The sequence below is a fragment of the Sulfurimonas denitrificans DSM 1251 genome (genome assembly GCF_000012965.1).
Classification (GTDB): domain Bacteria; phylum Campylobacterota; class Campylobacteria; order Campylobacterales; family Sulfurimonadaceae; genus Sulfurimonas; species Sulfurimonas denitrificans.
The window spans coordinates 1,495,422-1,516,931 of the sequence record NC_007575.1; the positions used below are offsets into that span (position 1 = coordinate 1,495,422).

Annotated in this window: 16 protein-coding genes; all 16 read right to left on the reverse strand. The window is 35.3% G+C overall.

Annotated features, from left to right (window positions below; all coding sequences use genetic code 11):
* Window positions 1-254: 254 nt before the first annotated feature.
* The 16 genes from hypF to SUDEN_RS07555 all read right to left on the reverse strand — a co-directional run bounded on the left by hypF (window position 255) and on the right by SUDEN_RS07555 (window position 21,432).
* On the reverse strand, window positions 255-2,483 hold the full coding sequence (hypF, locus tag SUDEN_RS07480; RefSeq protein WP_011373060.1) for a carbamoyltransferase HypF: 2,229 nt from the start codon (window positions 2,481-2,483) through the stop codon (window positions 255-257).
* Entirely contained in the window at window positions 2,480-4,150 is a 1,671-nt protein-coding gene (locus SUDEN_RS07485; protein ID WP_011373061.1) for a hypothetical protein, read from the reverse strand. The genes hypF and SUDEN_RS07485 overlap by 4 nt, the downstream gene beginning before the upstream one ends.
* Window positions 4,147-4,692 (reverse strand): HyaD/HybD family hydrogenase maturation endopeptidase, encoded by a 546-nt coding sequence (locus SUDEN_RS07490; protein ID WP_011373062.1) that lies wholly within the window; start codon window positions 4,690-4,692, stop codon window positions 4,147-4,149. Before SUDEN_RS07490 ends, SUDEN_RS07485 begins: the two co-directional genes overlap by 4 nt.
* A 167-nt stretch (window positions 4,693-4,859) precedes the next feature.
* Window positions 4,860-5,561 (reverse strand): Ni/Fe-hydrogenase, b-type cytochrome subunit, encoded by a 702-nt coding sequence (gene cybH, locus SUDEN_RS07495; protein ID WP_041672535.1) that lies wholly within the window; start codon window positions 5,559-5,561, stop codon window positions 4,860-4,862.
* Between the two features lie 10 nt (window positions 5,562-5,571).
* Entirely contained in the window at window positions 5,572-7,305 is a 1,734-nt protein-coding gene (locus tag SUDEN_RS07500) for a nickel-dependent hydrogenase large subunit (protein ID WP_011373064.1), read from the reverse strand.
* 9 nt (window positions 7,306-7,314) lie between these two features.
* The gene (locus tag SUDEN_RS07505; protein WP_011373065.1) at window positions 7,315-8,466 is read right to left on the reverse strand and encodes a hydrogenase small subunit; all 1,152 of its coding nucleotides are present in this window, start codon (window positions 8,464-8,466) and stop codon (window positions 7,315-7,317) included.
* A gap of 113 nt (window positions 8,467-8,579) precedes the next feature.
* On the reverse strand, window positions 8,580-9,833 hold the full coding sequence (locus SUDEN_RS07510; protein ID WP_011373066.1) for a nickel-dependent hydrogenase large subunit: 1,254 nt from the start codon (window positions 9,831-9,833) through the stop codon (window positions 8,580-8,582).
* Window positions 9,826-10,707, reverse strand: a complete 882-nt coding sequence (locus SUDEN_RS07515; RefSeq protein ID WP_011373067.1) for a hydrogenase — start codon at window positions 10,705-10,707, stop codon at window positions 9,826-9,828. The genes SUDEN_RS07510 and SUDEN_RS07515 overlap by 8 nt, the downstream gene beginning before the upstream one ends.
* Before the next feature lie 2 nt (window positions 10,708-10,709).
* A complete protein-coding gene (locus SUDEN_RS07520; protein WP_011373068.1) occupies window positions 10,710-11,300 on the reverse strand; it encodes a TetR/AcrR family transcriptional regulator in 591 nt (196 codons plus the stop codon).
* A 160-nt stretch (window positions 11,301-11,460) separates the two neighbouring features.
* Window positions 11,461-14,502, reverse strand: coding sequence for an efflux RND transporter permease subunit (locus SUDEN_RS07525; RefSeq protein ID WP_011373069.1), 3,042 nt, complete (start codon window positions 14,500-14,502; stop codon window positions 11,461-11,463).
* Window positions 14,503-14,506: 4 nt separating this feature from the next.
* On the reverse strand, window positions 14,507-15,259 hold the full coding sequence (locus SUDEN_RS07530; protein ID WP_011373070.1) for an efflux RND transporter periplasmic adaptor subunit: 753 nt from the start codon (window positions 15,257-15,259) through the stop codon (window positions 14,507-14,509).
* Window positions 15,256-16,482 carry a TolC family protein gene (locus tag SUDEN_RS07535; RefSeq protein ID WP_011373071.1) on the reverse strand — a complete coding sequence of 409 codons (1,227 nt, stop codon included), beginning with the start codon at window positions 16,480-16,482 and terminating at the stop codon, window positions 15,256-15,258. Before SUDEN_RS07535 ends, SUDEN_RS07530 begins: the two co-directional genes overlap by 4 nt.
* Window positions 16,479-16,853, reverse strand: a complete 375-nt coding sequence (locus tag SUDEN_RS07540) for a RidA family protein (protein WP_011373072.1) — start codon at window positions 16,851-16,853, stop codon at window positions 16,479-16,481. The genes SUDEN_RS07535 and SUDEN_RS07540 overlap by 4 nt, the downstream gene beginning before the upstream one ends.
* Before the next feature lie 10 nt (window positions 16,854-16,863).
* Window positions 16,864-17,256 carry a thioredoxin family protein gene (locus tag SUDEN_RS07545; protein WP_011373073.1) on the reverse strand — a complete coding sequence of 131 codons (393 nt, stop codon included), beginning with the start codon at window positions 17,254-17,256 and terminating at the stop codon, window positions 16,864-16,866.
* Between the two features lie 9 nt (window positions 17,257-17,265).
* Entirely contained in the window at window positions 17,266-18,363 is a 1,098-nt protein-coding gene (dapE, locus tag SUDEN_RS07550) for a succinyl-diaminopimelate desuccinylase (RefSeq protein ID WP_011373074.1), read from the reverse strand.
* Between the two features lie 60 nt (window positions 18,364-18,423).
* Window positions 18,424-21,432, reverse strand: a complete 3,009-nt coding sequence (locus SUDEN_RS07555; protein WP_011373075.1) for a MutS-related protein — start codon at window positions 21,430-21,432, stop codon at window positions 18,424-18,426.
* Window positions 21,433-21,510: the final 78 nt, after the last annotated feature.

Sequence of the window (21,510 nt, forward strand, 5' to 3'; positions counted from 1 at the left end):
CCTCAAGGGGTACCTAGTAAAATGGAGGAATCTCTTCATCTGTTTATTGTGGTATCAGAAGTATGCCCCCAATGGCGACTAAATTCTGATACCTACGCTCATATCTCAAGGGCACTTTACTCAGGCGCATTTAGTTTGTTTTAAAAAAAACCATCAGCACCCGTGCCTCTTTTATCCTAAAAAAAATATTTCTCTATCATTATTCTGAATAGGCATTCATATTATATGTTTTTAATATAAATCTAATATAAATTTTATATTTTTTTATTATATGATAAAACATAATAAGCTTGCCCCAAAGCAATGCCACCATCATTAATAGCGCTCTGGCGTTGGTAATAGTGTTTGATTTTCTCCTCTTTTAACTCTTTACATGTAAGCTCAAGAAGTGTTTTGTTTTGAAACACTCCTCCGCTTAAAATCACTTCTAGTTTTTCGATTTTTGAAATGTCTAAGATGATTTTTATAAGCGTGTTTATAAATGTAGAGATTAACTCTTTTTTATCTGGCTTATTCTTTAACATGTACTCTACTATTTTCATATCAATCACGCCGTTTTCTACTATATAATCAAAACATTTTTTTATGCTTTTATCATAATAGCTCTCACACAAAAGTCCGCTCTCGCCCTCATAACTTATTGTCTGAGCGATATTTGAAAATGAAGCGATAGCATCAAAGAGCCTTCCCACCGATGAGCTTTTTGGTGCGTTTAGATTTTTCAGATAGCTTTGATGCAGCATTTTTATCTCTACATGTGAAAAAGATTTTACAACATCTAGTTCAAGTTTTAAAACCTCTTCTAAAGAGAGTTCATCAAAAAGCATACTAAGTGCTACTCGTCTAGGCTCTTTTATGGCTCTCTCACCACCTAAGAGTTTAATCTGTTTGAAACTGTATTTGCGTTCATCTCCTACAAAAATCTCTCCGCCCCAAAGTGTGCTATCATCGCCGTAGCCAGTTCCATCAAAACTAAACCCGACATAATCTCCGCTAAGACCAAATTCCGCCTTACAAGCGTAAATATGAGCCAAATGATGCCCGATTTCTACCAACTTTTTGTTCTGTTTTTTAGCCCATTTTGTCGTTTCATAGTTTGGGTGTCTATCATGAACTATAATATCTGGTTCAAAGTCGTAAAACCTTTTAAAACTCTCTAGTGTTCTCTCAAAAAACCCAAAAGCTTCCAAAGAGTTTAAATCTCCGATATGAGGAGAGAGTATAATATTGTCATCCATTACAAAAGCTACAGAGTTTTTTTGATTTGCTCCGACTGCTAAAATCATATTTTGACTCTTAAATGGGAGTTTTATTACCTTTGGAGCGTATCCTCTTGATAGCCTTAAAACCTGCATATTTTCATCTACAACTTGAACTAAACTATCATCAACTCCATTAATTATCTCTCGCTCAAAATCTAGCGTAAATTCAACAAAGGGGAGCTTTTTAAAGATATCTTCTGCTTTTATGATGATAGGCTCATCACCAAGGTTTGCACTAGTGGCAACTATTGGATTTTGCAGATGAGCAAAGAGAAGATGATGAAGAGCAGTGTAAGGTAAAAAACAGCCGATTCTATCGATGTTTGGAGCTAAAAGAGATGAGATATGATTACATGTACGCTTTTTTAGTATAACTATGGGAGCTTCTTTACATGTCAAAAGTTGTTCCTCTTTCTCGCTTACCTCTGCGAGAGCCTTTATCTGCTGTAAATCTTTGCACATGATGGCAAAAGGCTTTGTCGGTCTATGTTTAAACTCTCTTAAGTTTTTTAGAGCCTCATCACTATTTGCATCACAGACTATATGAAAGCCGCCTATACCTTTGATGGCTAGAATTTTTCCGTTCTTTATAAGAGATGCGACCTTTTCAATAATGTTTTTTTTATCTATTTCTACTTTTTGATTCCCCTTAAAAAGAGACAAAGAGGGTCCACACTCATTACATGAAATCGGCTGCGCATGGTATCTTCTGTCATGTGGGTTTTCGTACGCTTCTTTGCACTCACTACACATCTCAAACACATCCATAGAACTATTTTTTCTATCATATGGGACACTCTTTATAATGGAGTATCTAGGTCCGCAGTTTGTACAGTTTGTTGCAAAGTAGTTGTGGTATCTACCCTCTTTTTTCACATCATCCAAGCACTCTTTACATGTGGCTATATCACTGGAGATTAAAGCTGTTTTTTGATTTATTGAATTTTGTGAGCTTTGCACTATTTTAAAACTTTTTTCTTGCAGAGGTTTTATATCTTTAGTAACAATGGTATCAATTCTAGCTAGCGGTGGGAGTTTTAGACTAAGAGAGGCATTAAACACATTTAGCTGTTGTTCCCTCCCCTCTACTTCTATCTCTACACCACTCTGGCTGTTTTTTACAAAGCCTACTAGGTCTAACTCTAATGCCATTTTATAGACAAAAGGGCGAAATCCAACACCTTGAACCTGCCCTTTTATACTATAAGCAACTCTTTTCAAAAAAGCTCATTTCCACCATACAAGATATTTCTGCCATCAATAGGCAACTCTTTGTTAAAGAATAAATTATGATTTACTGAGACCTCTTTTGAGAGTTTGCTAAAGATAGGTCTATTTTGAAGAAGCGAGCCTGTAGCAACCACTGCATCACTCTTCATCTCCTCTTTTATCTCATCAAGGGTAGATGAGAGAAACTCTACAAAACTCTCTATAACTCCATAACTAAGGGTTAGTTTATCAACTTTTGCAAGTTTAAAACTCATAGCAGTTCTGATGCACATAAGAGGATCTAAGTAAACTTTTGAGCCAACTCTTTTTAGTTTATAGTCTATTCTGGGACCTTTTGTACCTAAAAACAGAGTTGCATTCTCCTCTATAGCTTTTGCAGCTATTGATAGGTTTGCCTCTTTTGAGTAACCCAAAACTATGGACACTATGCCCCATAATTTATAAACATTGAGCTCTTTTTCGTCAAAAACTATTTCCGATATCTCTGCAAAATGTTCAGGATCGCTGTTTTTAAAGTTTTTCACTAACTTCTCACCGCTCTCATTAGTAGCCATTATTGCTTTGAGTAGCTCTTTCATGGAGTCAAATTTAAACTCAAATGAGAGATACTCAATTGTTCCAAATTTTTTAGAGTAGATTAAAATATTGTTGTGGTACTCTTTGCTTATATTTATACCAGCTACAGTTTTATCCTCTAAACCATGCTCTTTTATAACTGAGAAAAAAGCACCCAGATGAGGAATCAAACCTTTTTTCTCTTCCAAATTTTCATAAGGGAGACCTTTTTGACCGCTAAGTATTGCCAAATGATTATCGCCAACTACAATCTCTATTGGCTCTTGCTCTATTGCGCCTTTTACTAACTCAAATACTCTCTCATGTAAAATCTTCTCTTTTGTTATAAAAATAAGGTTAATTCCCACTTTATGAAGTTCGCAAAGCAGAAGATGTAAAATAAAATCATCGGGCAATTTAAAACGAATAAGTTCACTCTCTATATCTTCAAAATCCATCTTAAATTTGATATTTGTTTTTAGCCTTACAAAAGGTTTCTCAATTGCTCCAATAGCGGCTATTTCACTATTTGTAGCGTTTGTGTAGTGCGCTATTGTTGATAAATCATAACTGATAATATCAAACTCTTTATCACTACACACTTTGCCTATTTTTCCAACAAAAACTCTTCCATAAAATGTATCTATACCAACTACCAAACCTTCATTAACTGCTTTGGCAATCTCTGTTATCTGCTCTTTATAGCTCTTTTTTTCTCCATCTAAACCATATCCACAAACTTCACATTCATGAAAAATATTGTAGTAGTTCTCGTCTGTCTCATCCATAACTTCAGCCAAACACTTGGGGCAAAATGGCATTGAGAGTTTTGAAGTTTCATCAAGAGTAGAGCTCTCTGTGGGCATCTCATCAACCACTACAGCGTCAGTTGCATGTAAAAATATAGAGTGCGGAAGTTCTAATGAGAGCCTCTGAGCAAACGCTCCTAACTCATCACTATCTTCTGATTTTACATACAAGAGCAACTCGTCTCTATTTTTTACTAGAGTAGAGTCTAGTAAAAATAGTTTTAGAGTTCTTAGGATTATCTTCTCATAAATTAAAGAGGATGAGAGATACCTAAATGAAAATTTCAATATCATAAAACGCCCTTTATGTATGTATATTTTGAAGCTTCTTCTAAAGTTATATCGCTTTTTATCGAAGCGCTCACTCCAAAATCTTCTATGTATTTTATAATTACTCTCTCCATTAGCACCGCAGCTTTTAAAACTTCATCAGTCATGCTAAAGGTGCTGTTTTCCCCTATCACAAAAGGGATAACTCCTACTATTTTAGTTGGAGGCAAATCTCCTAACATCTCTATCATCTGCAGAGTTTGGAGCATTTCAACTTCATGAGCACTTCCATTCCAAGTTATAAAATCTGGAACATCGTTAAAATCAAAACTATAAACATCCCCAATCTTTGCATCGGCAACATTAACGCAATCAATAAGCAAAACAGCATCATACTGAGTGATAATTGGTATCAATCTTTGAGCCAATGTCCCACCATCAAGAATATCAACTGTATGCTCATCTGAGCTAAATTCATACTTCTCATCAAGGAAATTTGCTAAATGAGCACCTATCCCCTCATCGCCAAAGAGGATATTGCCTATACCTAATATTAAAATCTTCAATAAGAGTCCTTATTATGACTAACTGATTCTAAGCACTTTTCATAAAAATGCATAAAGCACAGTGTCGTTCTCGAAAAACAAAGTTTTTCGTAGCTTTATGGGGTTGTAGGGACATTTGTCCCTGGCATTAAAATGGACTAGTCCGTTTTAATGCATAACATCAGTGTCTAGTGTTTTCTTTTCCATCTATATCCACTAAATATAGAGTCAACCGTTCCCTCTTTTCCATAAACAGCGTTAAAAACAACCATATAGATGTGTCCAACTATGAAAAGAATAACTCCCCACATAAGTACATGGTGCAGCTCTCTAATAGCAGCCATACCGCCAAACATAGCTTCAACATATCTCATGCTACCATAAAGCGCTCCACCTATACCATCATGATAGTTATGAACGTACAAGATAAGACCAGTTAATATCAGACCGCTTGTAGCTATATAAAATATCAAATATGCCATCAACTGAACAACATTATATGCGCCAGTTAGTTTAGGATGCTTTGTTAAAAAGAGATAGTAACCTACCTGACTCATCCAATTTTTAAGATTAAATAAATCTCTAAAAGAGGTAATCTCCATTTTATCTTTTGCAGAAAAAAAGAAATAGTACGTCTTTCCTATAAACATGGAAATCATAATAAATCCAAACACCTGATGCACCGCTCTATACTCTGCATTTATAAAATTTGTAGGCTCGGCATTTACTGCTGGAATTATATATGGAACTGAGAGATAAAACCCAGTTATAATCAAAACAGTTATACTAAGAACTCTTATCCAGTGGTGCCATCTATAAAATGTAGTAAACTCTAACTCCATCTGAATATGCTCATCTACATCTTTTTCTTTCTTTTTAATACTTTGCATAATGGCTCCCTTAAATAGTGCATCCGCCATAAAGCGGGTCCACCTTATACTGGCTTAGTATTTTGCCTTTTGTATCCATTACATGTACTGCACATGCGATACACGGATCATAAGAATGAATAATTCTAATTATCTCTATTGGCTGTGTTAAATCCTCTATTTTTAGACCGATTAAGTCAGCTTCATAAGGTCCTTTTGCACCTTTAGAGTCCATTGGTCCTGCATTCCAAGTTGATGGAACTACTGCTTGATAGTTTTCAACAACACCATTTTTAATTCTAATCCAGTGACTAAGCATTCCACGAGGTACATCACCCATACCTCTTCCTTTGTACTCTCTGTTTTTGTCTATAGTGTAAGTTGCACAAGTCTCTTGGTCAACTTTGAGATTTTCTATTAAGTTATTAAAAGCAACTAGAGCGTTATCTGCAATTAGTTTTGCCTGCAACATTCGCCCTGCTGTTCTTCCAAGTGTTGAAAAAAGAGCAGCTGCTGGAACACCTGTTTTAGCTAAGAAATCATTTACTACTTTTACTGTTTTTTTGTTTCCTTTTGCATAACCGACTAACATACATGCTAAAGGACCAACTTCCATAGGCTCACCTTTATATCTTGGCGATTTAATCCAGCTGTACTTCTCTTTTTCATTTATCATTTTAGAGCTAATCATTTTTCCATCAGGTCCAACAGTATCGCCATCTACAAAACCAGTATAGTTTGGATTTGTTGTTCCATCATAAGGGTGTTGCGGTGCATCATCTTTATACCATGAGTGAGTTGCTTCTTCAGTTATCATATCTTCATCAATCTCAAATACTTTACTAAGATCCCCGTTCATGATAACGCCACTCTCAAAAAGATAATCATTTCTGCCAACCATCATGTCTTGATGTGCCATAAAGTTTTTAACACCCATAGGTTTCATAACAGAAGGCTCAGTTTTGTACATCTCTGCCGCCATTACGATATCTGCATAGTAAGCATTATTTACAAAGTCTGCAATAGTCTGATATTTAACTAAATACTCACCCATTCTAGCAGGGTTAAGAATATCCATAACACAAGTAACTCCACCTACTGCCAAACTCTGAGGATGTGGATTTTTACCACCAAAGATTGCCATCATCTGCGCTATTATTCTTTGAATTTCAAGAGCTTTTAAGTAGTGCGAAAGTGCAATAAGATTTTGTTCAGGTGTAAATCTAAATGTTTTATGCCCCCAATATGCGTTAGCAAAAGGTCCAAGTCCTTGAGGATTTTTAGCAAATTTTGCAATTTTTTCTTTTACTTTTTTAAGCTCATTCTCACCAGTTCCGATTGGATTGTCACTATATTTAAAAGCTAATTTACTAGCCTTTTCTTCATCCGCAGAGAGTGCTGAGACTATATCAACCCAGTCAACACCATGTAGATGATAAAAATGCACAACATGGTCATGCATAAAAAGTGCCGCATTCATCAAAGTTCTTACAAGTTCTGCATTGTAAGGAATTTTAATTCCCAGTGCATCCTCTACTGCCATTGTGCTCTTTAGATAGTGGGAGTAGGTACAAACTCCACAAATTCTCTGCATCATAAGCGGTATATTTCTTGGATCCCTACCTTTGGCGATTACCTCTAAACCTCTCCATAGAGTTGAAGATACAAATGCGTCTTGAACAACTCCATCATCTCCAACTATTACCTCAGCTCTTAGATGCCCTTCTATCCTTGTTATTGGATCTACTATTACTCTTTTTGACATGTAATCTCCCTATTCTTTTGGTTTTTTAACTAATGATATAGCAGCATGAGCAGCTATTCCAATTGCAGTAACAGTTAAAATTCCAACACCAATTTTATCCGCTGTTGCATCAGCACCTAATCCACCAAATACTGTATGATAAAGTCTATCTCCAAGCGGTTCGTGAACAATTCCCATTTTGTCCCAAAAGTCAGGTTCACTACATCCCATACAGCCATGTCCTGCTTGAACTGGCCAAGATGTACCTTGATTAAACTTCTGTTTTGAGCAGTTGTTAAATGTATATGGTCCTTTACATCCTACTTTATAGAGACAATAACCATTTTTCGCACCCTCATCACCAAACTGCTCTACAAACTCACCAGCATCAAATCGCCCTCTTCTCTCACAAGCGTCATGGATTCTAAGTCCATAAGCCCATTTTGGTCTATTGTAAACATCGAGTGCAGGAAGAGTTCCATATAGGATAAAATGTAGAAGTGTTCCAACAATGTTGCTCTCACTAGGTGGGCATCCAGGAACATTTATTACAGTTTTATTTGTAATATTGCTAAGCGCTGTAGCATTTGTTGGATTTGGATATGCTGCTTGAACACCTCCAAAAGATGAACATGAACCTATTGCAAAAATAGCAGCAGCATCTGCACATGCTTCTTGCGCACTCTCTTGCCCTGTTTTACCATGAGCTCCAATAGTTAAAAAGTAATCACTCTCTGCGTGAGGTATGCCACCCTCTACCATCAAGATATATCTACCTTTATACTTCTGCATAGCGTTATGAAGATTTTGTTCAGCTTGCCAGCCAGCTGCTGCCATAATCGTTTCATGATACTCTAGTGAAATATAGTCAAATATAAGAGAGTCTATACTAGGAGTAGCAGAGCGTAGCAATGACTCACTACACCCTGTACACTCCGCCATGTGTAACCAAACTAACGGTAGCCTATCAGCTATTTCAGCTGCTTGTGCAACTAGTGGGGTAAAACTAGCAGGCAACATCAACATAGATGTCATAGCCCCTGCCCAAGTCATAAACTCTCTTCTTGAAAAGCCCTTCTCTTCAATCAGTTTTGATATTGATACTTCATCATCAAGTTTTGGTAAATTTGACAATTCGTCAAGCCTTGAAGACAACTTATCAAACAGACTACTATTTTCCATGATACACTCCCTAAATTTTAGTTATATCCACAAAATGAATACTCATTCAGTAATAGTATATGAAAAAAACTTAAATGAAAATTAATCTCTTAAATATAATTATTTTTTATATGTCAATGGGTAGTACAGACCGAACAAACATCAAAACTTTTAAAAACTAGTTCAGCAATTTTTACATCACTTAAACCAACCATAGCTCTTTGTGATACACCATGATTCTCTCTTGTTCCACCACTTAGATTCCACTGCGTTGGAGTAATAATCTCATAGTTTTTTATAATTCCGCTCTCAAGCTCCACCCTGTGTATAAGAGTTCCTCTAGCAGCTTCAACAGCACTATAGCCGCTTCCGCTTAATTTTGAAATATCTATAGATGGCTCTATATATGATGGCTGAGATAAATCTATCTTTTTTATCAACCCTCTTGAGTGTTCTAAAAGTTGTGATATCTCATAAATCCTTGCTAAGATTCTACTAAAGATACTATCGCCATATTTTTTATGAACATCTATGATAAGTGGAGTTTTATTTATCATAGCACGAGAGAGCGGTCCTACTTCATAATACTTATCTTTAAAACTCACATTTTTTGCAAATGAAGATGTAATTTGAGACTCTTTTACATCCACAAGAGAGATATTATGAGTCACTTTTGTTTTTACTGATTTACCTTTTTTAAAAAAACTATTTTCTCCAAAAGAGATAAATCTATCATAGCTCTTTCCATATCCCAAAAGTTCTGAGTTTTTTATCTCATCTAATATCTCTGTGAGATCCCCATCATAAAGACTATTTGCATCTTCAGTTTTTAAAAAAACTTCACTCTCTACTTTTAGAAGATTTTGCTCTACAAATTTAAGTGTTTGAGCTATGTAGTGTTGGACTTTTATGAGGTCTATCTCTGTTATCTCACAAGCTACTCCGCCTACTATCGCGTAAGAGGTGTGTGGATATTGACCTCCAATAACTGCTATAGCTTTGCTCATAAGCTGCGATGGGTAAGTTGCTTTTAATATCTGCTGTTTTTTTCCAAACAGAGGGTAAAGAGTAAGATAGAACCATTTAAAGTGATTTTGAATAAGCTCAAAATTTAGCGTAAGCTCTCTTATGATTTTTGCTTTATCTGAGAGTATAAGATTATCATAACAGCTCTCTAGCGCCTGTACTGTTGCCATAAGATGAGCATGTCCACATATTCCGCATACTCTTGGGTTTATCACAAGTGCGTCAAAGGCTCTTTTGCCTTTTAATATATTCTCTATATTTCTAGTTGACATAAACTCAACATCTACAAAATCAATTTTATTCTCTTTGAAGTTGAAGTTTAGTTTGGCTTCTCCCTCTATCTTCTCTATAATTTTAATCATCTAATATCTTCTTTTGAAATCTATCAATTTTAAACGCCTTGGTAATACCTGCTAGAGTAAGATAAACTCTTTTATTAACCCCAAGGGGAAGATGCTCAGGTATCGCCATATTTTTTTTAGTATTAAAGAGGTTATCTCTTGGAAAAGATGGCTCTGTACAACCAAAACATGGAACTCCTGCTCTGGTTTTTGAGTTTACTTCATTCCAGAGTATTTTATTGCAGCTTCCGTGAGTAAAGGGCGCTTGACACCCATGGTCGTAAAACATACAACCCTCAAGCTCTCCAAATTTATGGTTATCAACCTTATACTCAAAATACTCATTTCTTGTACAGCCATTATGCACTGTATAAGCATAAAACTCTTTTGGTCTTAAAAAATTATCAACTCTTAAGAGAACGCTTTTTTTAATTGCATAAAGAGTGTTTACCAAAACTTCGGGGTGAATGGGGCAGCCTGAGATAGATATGGTTTTATCTAGAAAATCTGAAAAATTATGAAGTGCTCTATCTTGATCAAAGTGCATTCCTGCTGTATCTTTATAATCACTCTCCCTAAAAATCCCCCCAAAAGTAGCACACGTACCAACCGTTAGAATTTTTTGAACTCTTTTAGAGTAGTTTTTTATTATCTCAAAGATTGGAACTCCACCTCTTTGAAACTCCTCTGAAATAGCACCCTCAATAATCAAAACTTCACATTCAATCTCGTTTGAAACTATCTCTTGTAATGAATACTTTGAATCTATAACAGGATGATAGATAAACTCAAAGTCATCTAAAAACTGCTCCATATGCGGATAATTTAAAAATGAGTGTGTATTGCCATTACATGTAATTGCACTAAGCCATAAAATCCTCATTTTCTTTTCCATAACTACTCCGAGCACAAGGCTTTGTATATGTTAAAAGATATATCATCTACATATTCATTTAAATCTTTTGGCAAAATATTTTCACCATTTAAAAAAACCATTCCACCAAGATAACCCATAAAAAGTCCAAAAGCACTGAAAAAATCCTGCTCTCTTAAATCTCCACATTTAACGCCCTCTTCAAAGTAAATCATAATTTCAGTTACAAACTCATTTACGCAGAGCATCCCCTCGCAACTATCTTTAAAAACTTCACGGTTTGAGAGATATATGCGTAAAAAGTAGTCTATCATCTCAGGTTTTAGGGAGGCAGTTTTAAAATAAATCTCGATTATTTTTCTTGTTTTTTCTTTAGTTGATATATCTTGTTCATTAATCTCTCTTAATTGTTGACCCAGATATACAGAGATATATTTTATAATTTCTCTAGCAAGAATATCTTTTGATTTAAAATAGTTATACATGTTGCCAACACTCATCTTCAAAGAAGCAGCAATATCTGGGATAGTAGTAGTATAAAACCCTTTTGAAGCAAAGAGTTCCAACGCTGCTTGCATTATAAGTTCTTTTTTATTCTCTTTTTTCTTAAGCAATTCCCTCTCCTGTATTAAGAGTAAATTATACTATAAAGCGATTTTAATAGTAATGAAGAGTGTACTATTATTAGATTAAACTATTCAAAATCATATTTACACTTTTTAATTTTGCTTCGTTTTACAATTAGAACAATTTAATATAACTTAATTTTATCTCTTAAGCTATCATCTTTGTTTCATAAAACTTTCTAAGCCATATATCAAGTGGGCTTATTATCTTATACATCACTGGAACAACCAAGAGTGTTAAAAACATTGAACTCAATAGCCCACCTATGATAGAGATTGCCATAGGTGCTTTGATTTCACTGCCAAGTCCAGAACTAATTGCTAAAGGTAGCATTGCAAAGACCATTGCAAGAGTAGTCATAAGGATTGGGCGGACTCTTTTGCGTCCAGCTTCAAGGAGAGCTTCATCCGTACCTTTGCCATGCTCTTGTGCGTGGTTTGCAAAGTCAACTAGTAAAACCGCATTTTTTCCAACCATTCCCATAAGAAGCATAAATCCAATCATTACAAAAAGAGAAAATTGCAGACCTGAGATATAAAGAGCCAATATCACGCCTATGATACTAAGAGGAAGTGCAACCATTATTATCAGTGGTTGGATAAGTGATTCGTATAAGATTGCAAGTATGATAAACATCAAAATAACACTAAGACCAATCGCCACTCCAAACGCATCTGCGGTTTTGCCCATCTCTTCAGCAAATCCTGTAAATCTATACTCTACACCTGAGGGTAAAAGTGAATCTATCTTCTCTTTTGTATATTCAATAGAGCTACCTAAATCAAGCCCAAATAAATCAGCAAAGATTGTAACTTCTCTTTGTCTATCAAAGTGGTTTATCGCTCCAAGAGCGTATGAGTCTTTAAACTCAACCAAACCATCAAGATAGATTAGTTTGCCATCTTTTGTTCTTACATGTAGCTTTTTTATATCAGCAATTGAGACTCTGCTCTCATCGCTAAATCTAAGCGTTATATTGTACTGTTTGCCGCTCTCTTCAAAGTATGAAATTTCCAAATCACTTGAGAATGCAATCGCTATAGCTTCTGCAATTTGTGAAGCCATAACACCATAAAGTGAAGCATTTTCTCTTAATATATTTATGTCAATCTGCTGTTTTTGGTCATCCAAATCTGTATCTATGTCCATAAATCCATCTTTTTTGCGTAGATGCTCAATAAGATTTTCTTTACCACGCTCTAAATCTTCAAAAGAATCAGATTTTAAAACTATCTGATAAGGAACACTCGCTCCTGCACCTTTTATATTTGGTATCTCTGAAGCAGTTATTAACATATCGGCTTTAAAAGGTTCTAGATTTTTTCTAAACTCTTGAATAATTTGTTCTTGTTTTAACTCTCTTTTATCTTTTGGGGTAAGCTTTATGTAGATGAGCGCTTTATGTTTCTCTTTTGTGGTGTTATAACCCACACTTAGAGTTGTGTACTCAACATTAGGATTTTTTCTAACCAAATCTTCAACTGTTTTTGATTTTTTTACCATCTCTTCAAGTGAAATCGAGGCATCAGCTTTGATTTTTATCTCAAACTCTGATTTATCCTCTTTTGGTATAAAATCCATACCTATTTTTGGAAAGAGGCTAAGAGAAGCAAAAAATAGTAAAAAGACTCCAAAAAGAACCAAATACTTAAACCTTAAAACCTTTTTTAGTATAGCTTCATAAAGGCGCTCTATTGCTCTAAAGAACGGCTCAGTCATGTTGTAGAACTTACTCTCATCTTTACGTAAAACTCTAGCGCTCAAGCTTGGAATGAAGCTTAGTGCTATAGTGTAAGAGATGATGATAGCAAATCCGACCGTCATAGCAAAACTCTCAAAAAACTTTCCAACAATCCCGCTCATAAACGACACAGGAACAAATACAGCAAGAAGCATGGCAGAGATTGCTAGGATTGTAAAAGCCATCTCTTTTGTGCCCTCATACGCTGCTTCATATTTTCCTAAGCCCTCTTCCATCTTTTTATATATGTTCTCAATTACAACAATAGCGTCATCTATAATTATTCCGATTGCTAAAGTAAGTCCTATCAGCGTCATCTTATTTAGCTCAAATCCCATGTAGTCCATCAAAGCAAATGTGCCAAAAATAGAAGATGGGATAGTAAGTGCTGAGACTAGCGTAATTGTAAGATTTCTTAAAAAAATAAAAACAATAATTGAAGCTAAAATCGCACCATAAATAAGGTCAAATTCAACGTCACTTAGAGAATTAACGATAAATGTAGATGTGTCATTTAAAACCTCAACTCCAAACTTATCTCCTGCCATTACTTGAAGACTCGGAACAATTTTCTTTACATGTTCTATTATCTCTATAGTATTTGTCCCTGAAATTTTTTGAACTTCAAGCATAACACCCTCAACTCCATTATATGAAGCGTAACTTTTTGCATCACTCAAAGAGTCTTCAACAGCTGCTATATCTCTTAGCTTTATGTTGTCTTTTATCTTTATATCTTTGAGCTCATCAATACTTAGAGCATCAGCTTTTGTCTTTAAAATAAACTCTTTAGTTTTAGTTATAAGCTTACCACCGCCGATTTTTACATTTTCTTCTGTGATTGCGTTGTTTAGCTCTGCTATGGTAATCTCATATTTGTTAAGAGCTTGTGGATTTGGAAATATCTTTATCTCTCTATCTCTAAATCCGATGATATTTATAGCACCAACATCATTAATCTTCTGCACTGCTGGTTTTACCTTCTCGTCTGCAAAGAGCATTAGGTTTTGAAGAGTGTCTGATTTTGCTGTTAAAAATATGTTTATAATAGATGCCCCACCAATATCTAGTTTACTGACAAGGGGTACCTCAGCATCGCTTGGAAGCCTGATGGAAGCAACTTTATCACGAACATCGTTTGTAGCTTCATCGATATTTCGTTCTAAAAAAAACTTCACAGTTACAATGCTAACACCATCGCTGCTACTTGAAATTACGCTATCAATCCCGCCAATTCTTGAGATTGCCTCTTCGACTTTATCTGTTATCTGCGACTCTATTGTTGAGGCTTCTGCTCCTGCATAGTTTGTCTGAATGGTTACTATTGGAAAATCGACATTTGGAAAGAGGGCTGAGGGCATTGCTTTGAAACTCATATACCCAAAAATAACGAGTGTAAGAACATACATAAGTGTCGAAATTGGTCTTTTGATTGATAGTTTGTACATGTAACTACTTTTTTGAGTCTGTTAGAATATAGCCATCGCCAAAGAGTCCAACTAAAAACTCTTTAACCTCAACTTCAGCTATGAGTTTTCGGTTTTGCTCATTTACATGTGGATATATTTTTGAGATAACTCCTGAGTATTCTCTCACATCTCCATCTATCTTATACTTAAACGTCTGATCAACTTTAACTATGCTCCAATACTTTTGATCAAATTCAAGGATGAGTTTTCTTCTCTCTTGGCTCTGAATTTTAAACACACTCTTTGGCTGCATCTCCGTTACCACATCTCCAACTTCTGCATTTTTTTCATAAATAACACCATCAAATGGGGCATAAAGAGCTGTTTTTTTATAAAGAGCCTCTCTGTATGTTAAATTTGCTTTTGCGCTTTGGAGTGAAGTTTTTGCACTCTCATACGCAAGTGCAAATTTATCAAACCTAGCTTCATCAACAAGATGTTTGACTTTTTCTTCTCTTTCATAATCTCTTTGGGCGTATTTTAGAGTAACTTCTGCTTTGTCAACATCAGCTTTTGCGAGACTCAAAAGCGCACGTGAATCTTCATTGTAAAGTTCTGCCAATAGAGCGCCTTTTTTAACTCTGCTTGAGACATCAACATCCATCTTTTTTATTACTCCTCCAGCATTAAAAGCTAGAGTTGCATCTTGGATTGCTTTTACAAAAAAACTAGCATAAACCTCTTGTGCAGATAGATTAAACGCTAAAAGCAGTAGTGCTAAGTATATTTTTCTCACTCTATAAACTCCTCTATTTTTTTACCACTGTAAAAGTAGTAGATTGCATAAGCTATTTGAAGTTCGTTTAACGAACTCTCATAAATAGCTTTTGCTTCTGTTTTAGCACTCAGCCCATCAAGATAAGTCACATAATCAACAACTCTAGCCTTGTACTTCTCATCTATTGTAGCAAATGCACTACTTGAGGCAACTGAAGAACTCTTTGCACTCTTTATCTTTAACTTCTGACTCTTAATCCTTTGAAGCGCTATCTCCTGCTCTACTTTTTGCTCATTTGTGAGGTATTTTATCTCCTCATTTAGAGCTTTTGCATTTAGAATAAGAGCCTCTCTTGCTTTGCCTGAAGCGCTGTTATCATAGATGGTCATATTTAAACTTATCATTGCTACATTTTGTTTATCTATTGCAAGAGGATTGTTTGGCGTTGTAGTTCCATACTCATACTTAGTATAGATATCTTCTAACTTTATATTTGGGTAGTAGATAGCATCTTGTGCCTCTGCACCCTTTTTTATAGCTCTCTCTTGATATGTTAACGACTTTATAGAGTCACTCTGCTCATACTCCAAAGAGGCAACCTCTTTAAAATTTGATACCTCAAGAGTATCTATGCTTTTGCCAACTTTTAATTCTAGATATTTTTTAACGCTTATCATCTCAAAGTTAAGAGACTCTATCTCATAGCTACTTTTATCAAAAGCAGCCTGAAGTCGTTGTACATCATCTTGTGTCGCTAACCTTGCCTCATAAAACTGCTTAACTCTTTGTAACTGCTCACCTAAAGAGGCTTTTGCATCAAGCAGAGCTTTCATGCGGGATTTTAGACTTAAGATAGTGTAAAAATTCTTTGTGATTTCAAGAGATAGGCTCTCTTTTGTAGATAACTCATCGTGAGCAGTTGATAAAAGTTCATTTTTTGCTTTGTCATGTAGTGCAGATTTAAGACCGCCATCATAGATATCTACTTCAAATTTGCCATAAAGAGCATAAGTCTCTTCTATCTGAAAAAGAGATGCGTCACTTATATTTCTGTATGAAGCGCCTATGCCTATCTTTGGATAGTAAGCACTTTTTTTTGAAGCAACTTCACTCTCTTTTGCGTTTTTTATATATTTTTTTGATTCTAAAATGGAGTTATTTTGATGTGCAAATTCTAAGATATCTTTTAAACTCTCTGCATGTATAAACATTGGCAGGAGTAAAAAAAGTGCTTTTTTCATTTTACAAGTGCTACTGCGTCTATCTCAACAAGAGCATTTTTTGGCAACGTTTTAACCGCTACAGTTGAGCGAGATGGTTTATGAGAGCCAAAAGCCTCTGCGTATATCTCGTTTACAGTTGCAAAATCATCCATAGAAGCTAAAAATATTGTAGTTTTTATAACACTTGACATTGAAGCTCCAGCTTCTTCTAAAACAGCTTGTAAGTTTTTTAAAACCTGTTTTGTCTGTACTACTACATCATCCTCAAGCATAACGCCCTCAGCTGTAAGTGCAATCTGTCCAGATGTAAAAACCATTCCATTTGCGACAACTGCTTGTGAATATGGACCTATTGCCGATGGCGCTCTGTTTGTTTGTACGAATTTCATATATATCTCCTTAATCTTTTTTTGCTTCATCTACTTCATTTAAGAGCTCATTAAAACCCTCAAAACTTCTATAACCTATTGTTGTATAGATTATCTCCCCTTTATAATTCAAAAAATAGTGGCGGGGAACAGGCTTTGTCTCTAAGTGAGAAGGAATGTCGTCTATGTCTCTTGAGAGATAAATCAGAACATACTTCTTTTTTAGCTTTTTTAAGACATCCTCGCGAGATAAAATCTCATTTTCAAATTTCTCGCAATATTTACAATACTCAGAACCTAAAAAAAGATAAACATCCTTCTTTTGCGCTTTTGCTTGGCTTAGGGCTGCTTCATAGTCGCTTGGCCAGTTAAAATTAGCACTCAGTGTAGCTATTAGCATAACTATTGATAATAAAAATTTCATTTTCTATCCTTATTTCCACGTATCTATAAGATGCTTAAAAACTTCATAAAGTTTCTTAACCTCATCTTTTGTGGTTCGCTCATTTATAGCGTGAATTGTATCATTTATTACGCCAAATTCTATAACGTCTATGCCAAGCGGAGCCATATGTCTTGCGTCTGAAGTTCCCCCAGCGGTTGAGTGTTTTGGTTTTATGCCACTGATTTGCTCAATGGAGGCATCAATATTTTTAACAAGCTTTGTTTTAGTATCTGTTTTAAAAGGATAAGAGCCTTGAGTAAGGCGCAAATCATAATCTAAATCTTCTAAGTTTTTCTCAACAAACTCTCTAATCTCTTTTTGAGAAGTAAGAGTAGTATTTCTTACATTAAACATCATCTTAAGTTCATTTGGAGTTACATTTGTAACCTGCATCCCAGCTCTAATATCTGTTATAACAAATTTGCTTGGAGAAAAAAACTCATCACCGTTATCCAAATCTACACCAGCCATATTTGCAAGTTTTGGTGCGATTAGATTTATAGGGTTTATAGATTTTTCGGGGTATGCGGCGTGTCCTTGCTTCCCTCTTAGAGTTATATAGCCATTGATTGAACCTCTGCGCCCTACTTTTATAGCATCACCAAAAACCATCTCACATGTAGGCTCTGCAACAACTGCAAAATCTGGGAGCATACTTTTATCCCTAAGGTAGTTTAAAACCTCGATTGTGCCGTATGTTCCCTCTCCCTCTTCGTCTGAAGTTAGTAGTAAGGATAGAGTTCCATTAAAATGTTTAGTATCTTTTATAGCTTGAACAAATGCTGCGACGCCACTCTTCATATCTTGCGCACCACGTCCATATATATAACCATCTCTCTCTGTTGCAATATATGGGTCGCTATCCCATCCATCACCAGCAGGAACAACATCTACATGTCCAGCGAAACAGAGGTGATCTCCTTGTGAGAATTTTTTATATAAAAAGAGGTTTTTAACACCCTCAACATCAACTCTAATCGCTTCAAAATCATCTAAATAGTTTTGTATAAAATCTAAAAGTCCGCCATCATCTGGAGTTTGGCTCTTTGCGCTTATCATAAATTTAAAAAGTTCAATTGTTTTCATATCTACCTAACTCTTTTTTTAAAGTGTTAATTATACTGTTTTTTTGCATTCTCTATTAAGCTATTCCCAATCATCTAGTATAAATTTTTTTGGCTCATTTATCTCTGGCGTTGTCTCTTTTTTTGGCTCTGCTTTGCTTAATTGTTCTTCAAACTTCAGCTCCAAACCGTTGCTAGTCATCACAAAACCATCTACTCTTATCTTGCCCTCATGAATCTTTTTATGATGCTCTTTACATAAAGGGATGAGATTATGTTTTGTGTTTTTATGAAAATGTCCGATAAAACCATCTTCATCTGCTAAAGATTTATGTTTTATGTGATGCACATCTTCTGCCATATCGCCACAAATTACGCATTTTGTAACATATAACTCTTTATTGTACTTTGAGCTTTTTTTCTTAACGAGCAGCTCCAGTTCATCAAAATCTTTAGCCAATCTTTTTCTAATGCTGTTTGCAATATCTAAAAAATCACTATCCATGTGAAGCGATTTTGCAAACTCCAAACCATAGATACTACTCCCGCTTCCACTCTGAAGAACTCTGTTGAAGAGCAGTTTGTCCTCTACTTCATCATACTCAACACTAAGATGCAAATCCACTACATTTTTCAAAGCTCTTATCTCTTTCATAGTTGAGAGTTGATGAAGATGTGTTGCAAAAAGAAAGATTGAGCGCAGTTTTGAGAGCTTTATGATTGCACTTGAAACTATGGCAACTCCAGAGAGAGTCTCAGTTCCATGACTTATCTCATCTCCTAAAATCAAAGAGCGCAGAGTTGCACGATTGAAGATGTTTTTAAGTTCAAGCATCTCAACTGCAAATGTGGATAACCCTTTTGCCAGATTGTCTCTTGAGACTATTCTTGTAAAAAGAGAGTCAAAGAGTGAAAATCTCATAGCTGAAGCACTTACATAAAAACCAGCCTGTGCCATCAGTGTTGCCAAACCAATACTTTTCATAAGTGAAGATTTACCGCTTGAGTTTATCCCATAAAGCAGTACACCATTTATCTCATGTCCATCATGAACACTCAAATCAAGCATAACTGTTTTTGGATGAGGCAGGTCAAGATATGCGCGATTTCCCATAACTACATCATTTACAACATATATACCGCTTCTCTCTTGTATCTCTATGAGTGGATGGCGGAGTTGCATGATTTGGATAAAGTTCTCTTCACGCTCAACTTCAACAATGGTTGGTCTTGAGTGTTTATACATCTGTGCAACTTTTGATGAGCTCACACCAACATCCAAGTCAGCTACATAACTTATAATTCTGTCAAAAAGAAGAGCGTAACGTTTTTCGTAAAGAGTCTGCAACTGTATAAATCTCTCTTTTGCCAAAACCACAATTTTACGGCGGTTTTTCATAATCAAATCAGAGAGATTATCAGTAAAGGCAGAGGTTATTTTTACATTGTTTGTTAGTTTTTTAACACTAAATTTTTTAAAATCTTCATCTTTATAAAACTCTTTTTCTATCATAGAAAATCTATTTTTGCTAAGAGAGATATAATAACCCTCTTTCTCTAAAAGACCGAGTGCTACATTTGAGCTATTTGAGTTTGAGTTACCAACAAGAAGCTCAATTTTTGCCATAATATCTTCAAACGCAATAAGCATAGTTTGGTTCTCTTTGACTAAAGTATCAATCGCCTCATCTACACCATTCATAAGAAAGTTTTCATCAACACTATTTGTAGTAAAACGTCTTGAAACATCCAAATCTACGCTCTTTGAAATATCTCTTAAAAATTCATCAACTTCGCTCTCACTAAATGGCGTCTTTTGTATCTTGTGCTTCTTTGCATACCCAACCAACTCTTTTACGCTAAGCATTGAGTCATATATATGGTTCATCTCAAAAGGGTGAAGCCTCCCAAGGTAGAGCCTTCTTGATAACCTCTCTAAGTCATAAATCCCACGCATAACTTCATCTAAATATCTTACATGTAAAGAGACTTTATCTATGAGGTTATAGCGACGTTCAAGCTCCTCTTTTTGTATGATAGGGTTTAAGAGTCTCTCTTTTAAAAGTCTGCGCCCGATTGCCGTAGCGCTCTTATCAAGGAGCTTTAAGAGTGTAAACTCATTTCTATCTTTTGATATTACGCCCATCTGCTCTAAGGCGCTATTTCCAAGGTACATGTAGCGTCTGTTATCTATGATTTTTGGTAAGTCAAGTTTTTGAACTATATGTATATCATGCTCAATTACAAAATGGATAAGAGTAGCCAAAGATTCGCTTATCATTGGGCTTCTCTCTAAGTCGAGATGCTCAATAGCTGAGAGAAGAGATTTTATCTGATAAACCTCGCAAAAGAGCCTGTTTTGAAACTCTACACGAGGTCTTTGGTTATTTATGCTGTAGTGGTAGTGCTGGGCGATTTCAAGATATTGCATAGCGTGACGCTGATCTTCAACTCCATCTAAAAATGTGACAACAATCTCAGAGGTGCGATAAACATTTAAAAGATTGAAAATTTCATCTAACGCATAAGATGGGTCTTCACTTGTTCCATGACTCTCATAAAGCCAAGTTTTGCCTGTTGTTACGTCTATGGCGCTATATCCGACTTCATAAATATCTCTATGTTTGTCAATCAAAATCGAGACTATGTAGTTATCATCATTATCAACTATATAATCAAAATTAGTTCCTGGAGAGACTATTTGAGAGATATAGCGACTTATTTTTGGGGGAGTTCCCCTCTGCTTTACAACGATAACTGTATATTTCTGCTCTGCGATTAAACGGCTTAAATATCTATCAAACGATAGTGCTGGAACACCTGCTAAGAGAGGATTTCTATCACTGTTTTCTACTATGTTCTTATTTTTTTTAGTGAGTTGGATATTTAGGAGTTCTGCTATCTCTTTGGCTTTACCAACCTGCTCTTCATCATTATTTACTTCATAAACTTCAAAAAAAGTTCCAATCTCTATAAAAACGACTGTATCTTTTCCATATTTTTTTTCAAAATATCTTTGCAACTCAAAGTATGTCTGCGTTAGTAATTTATCTTTATTGTTTAAAATAGAGTCTATATCTGATGAGAACATTGATTACTTTTATGTTGTATTTTTAAGATAAAGATTATATCACAAAGAGTATTTAATATTTTAGAAGGTGAGTGACAA

Bases quoted from the DNA above. Each gene is read 5' to 3' on its own strand.
- SUDEN_RS07485 (WP_011373061.1), bottom strand. From the start codon at position 4,150: ATGATATTGAAATTTTCATTTAGGTATCTCTCATCCTCTTTAATTTAT.
- cybH (WP_041672535.1), bottom strand. From the start codon at position 5,561: ATGCAAAGTATTAAAAAGAAAGAAAAAGATGTAGATGAGCATATTCAG.
- SUDEN_RS07500 (WP_011373064.1), bottom strand. From the start codon at position 7,305: ATGTCAAAAAGAGTAATAGTAGATCCAATAACAAGGATAGAAGGGCAT.
- SUDEN_RS07505 (WP_011373065.1), bottom strand. From the start codon at position 8,466: ATGGAAAATAGTAGTCTGTTTGATAAGTTGTCTTCAAGGCTTGACGAA.
- SUDEN_RS07510 (WP_011373066.1), bottom strand. From the start codon at position 9,833: ATGATTAAAATTATAGAGAAGATAGAGGGAGAAGCCAAACTAAACTTC.
- SUDEN_RS07515 (WP_011373067.1), bottom strand. From the start codon at position 10,707: ATGGAAAAGAAAATGAGGATTTTATGGCTTAGTGCAATTACATGTAAT.
- SUDEN_RS07525 (WP_011373069.1), bottom strand. From the start codon at position 14,502: ATGTACAAACTATCAATCAAAAGACCAATTTCGACACTTATGTATGTT.
- SUDEN_RS07535 (WP_011373071.1), bottom strand. From the start codon at position 16,482: ATGAAAAAAGCACTTTTTTTACTCCTGCCAATGTTTATACATGCAGAG.
- SUDEN_RS07540 (WP_011373072.1), bottom strand. From the start codon at position 16,853: ATGAAATTCGTACAAACAAACAGAGCGCCATCGGCAATAGGTCCATAT.
- SUDEN_RS07545 (WP_011373073.1), bottom strand. From the start codon at position 17,256: ATGAAATTTTTATTATCAATAGTTATGCTAATAGCTACACTGAGTGCT.
- dapE (WP_011373074.1), bottom strand. From the start codon at position 18,363: ATGAAAACAATTGAACTTTTTAAATTTATGATAAGCGCAAAGAGCCAA.
- SUDEN_RS07555 (WP_011373075.1), bottom strand. From the start codon at position 21,432: ATGTTCTCATCAGATATAGACTCTATTTTAAACAATAAAGATAAATTA.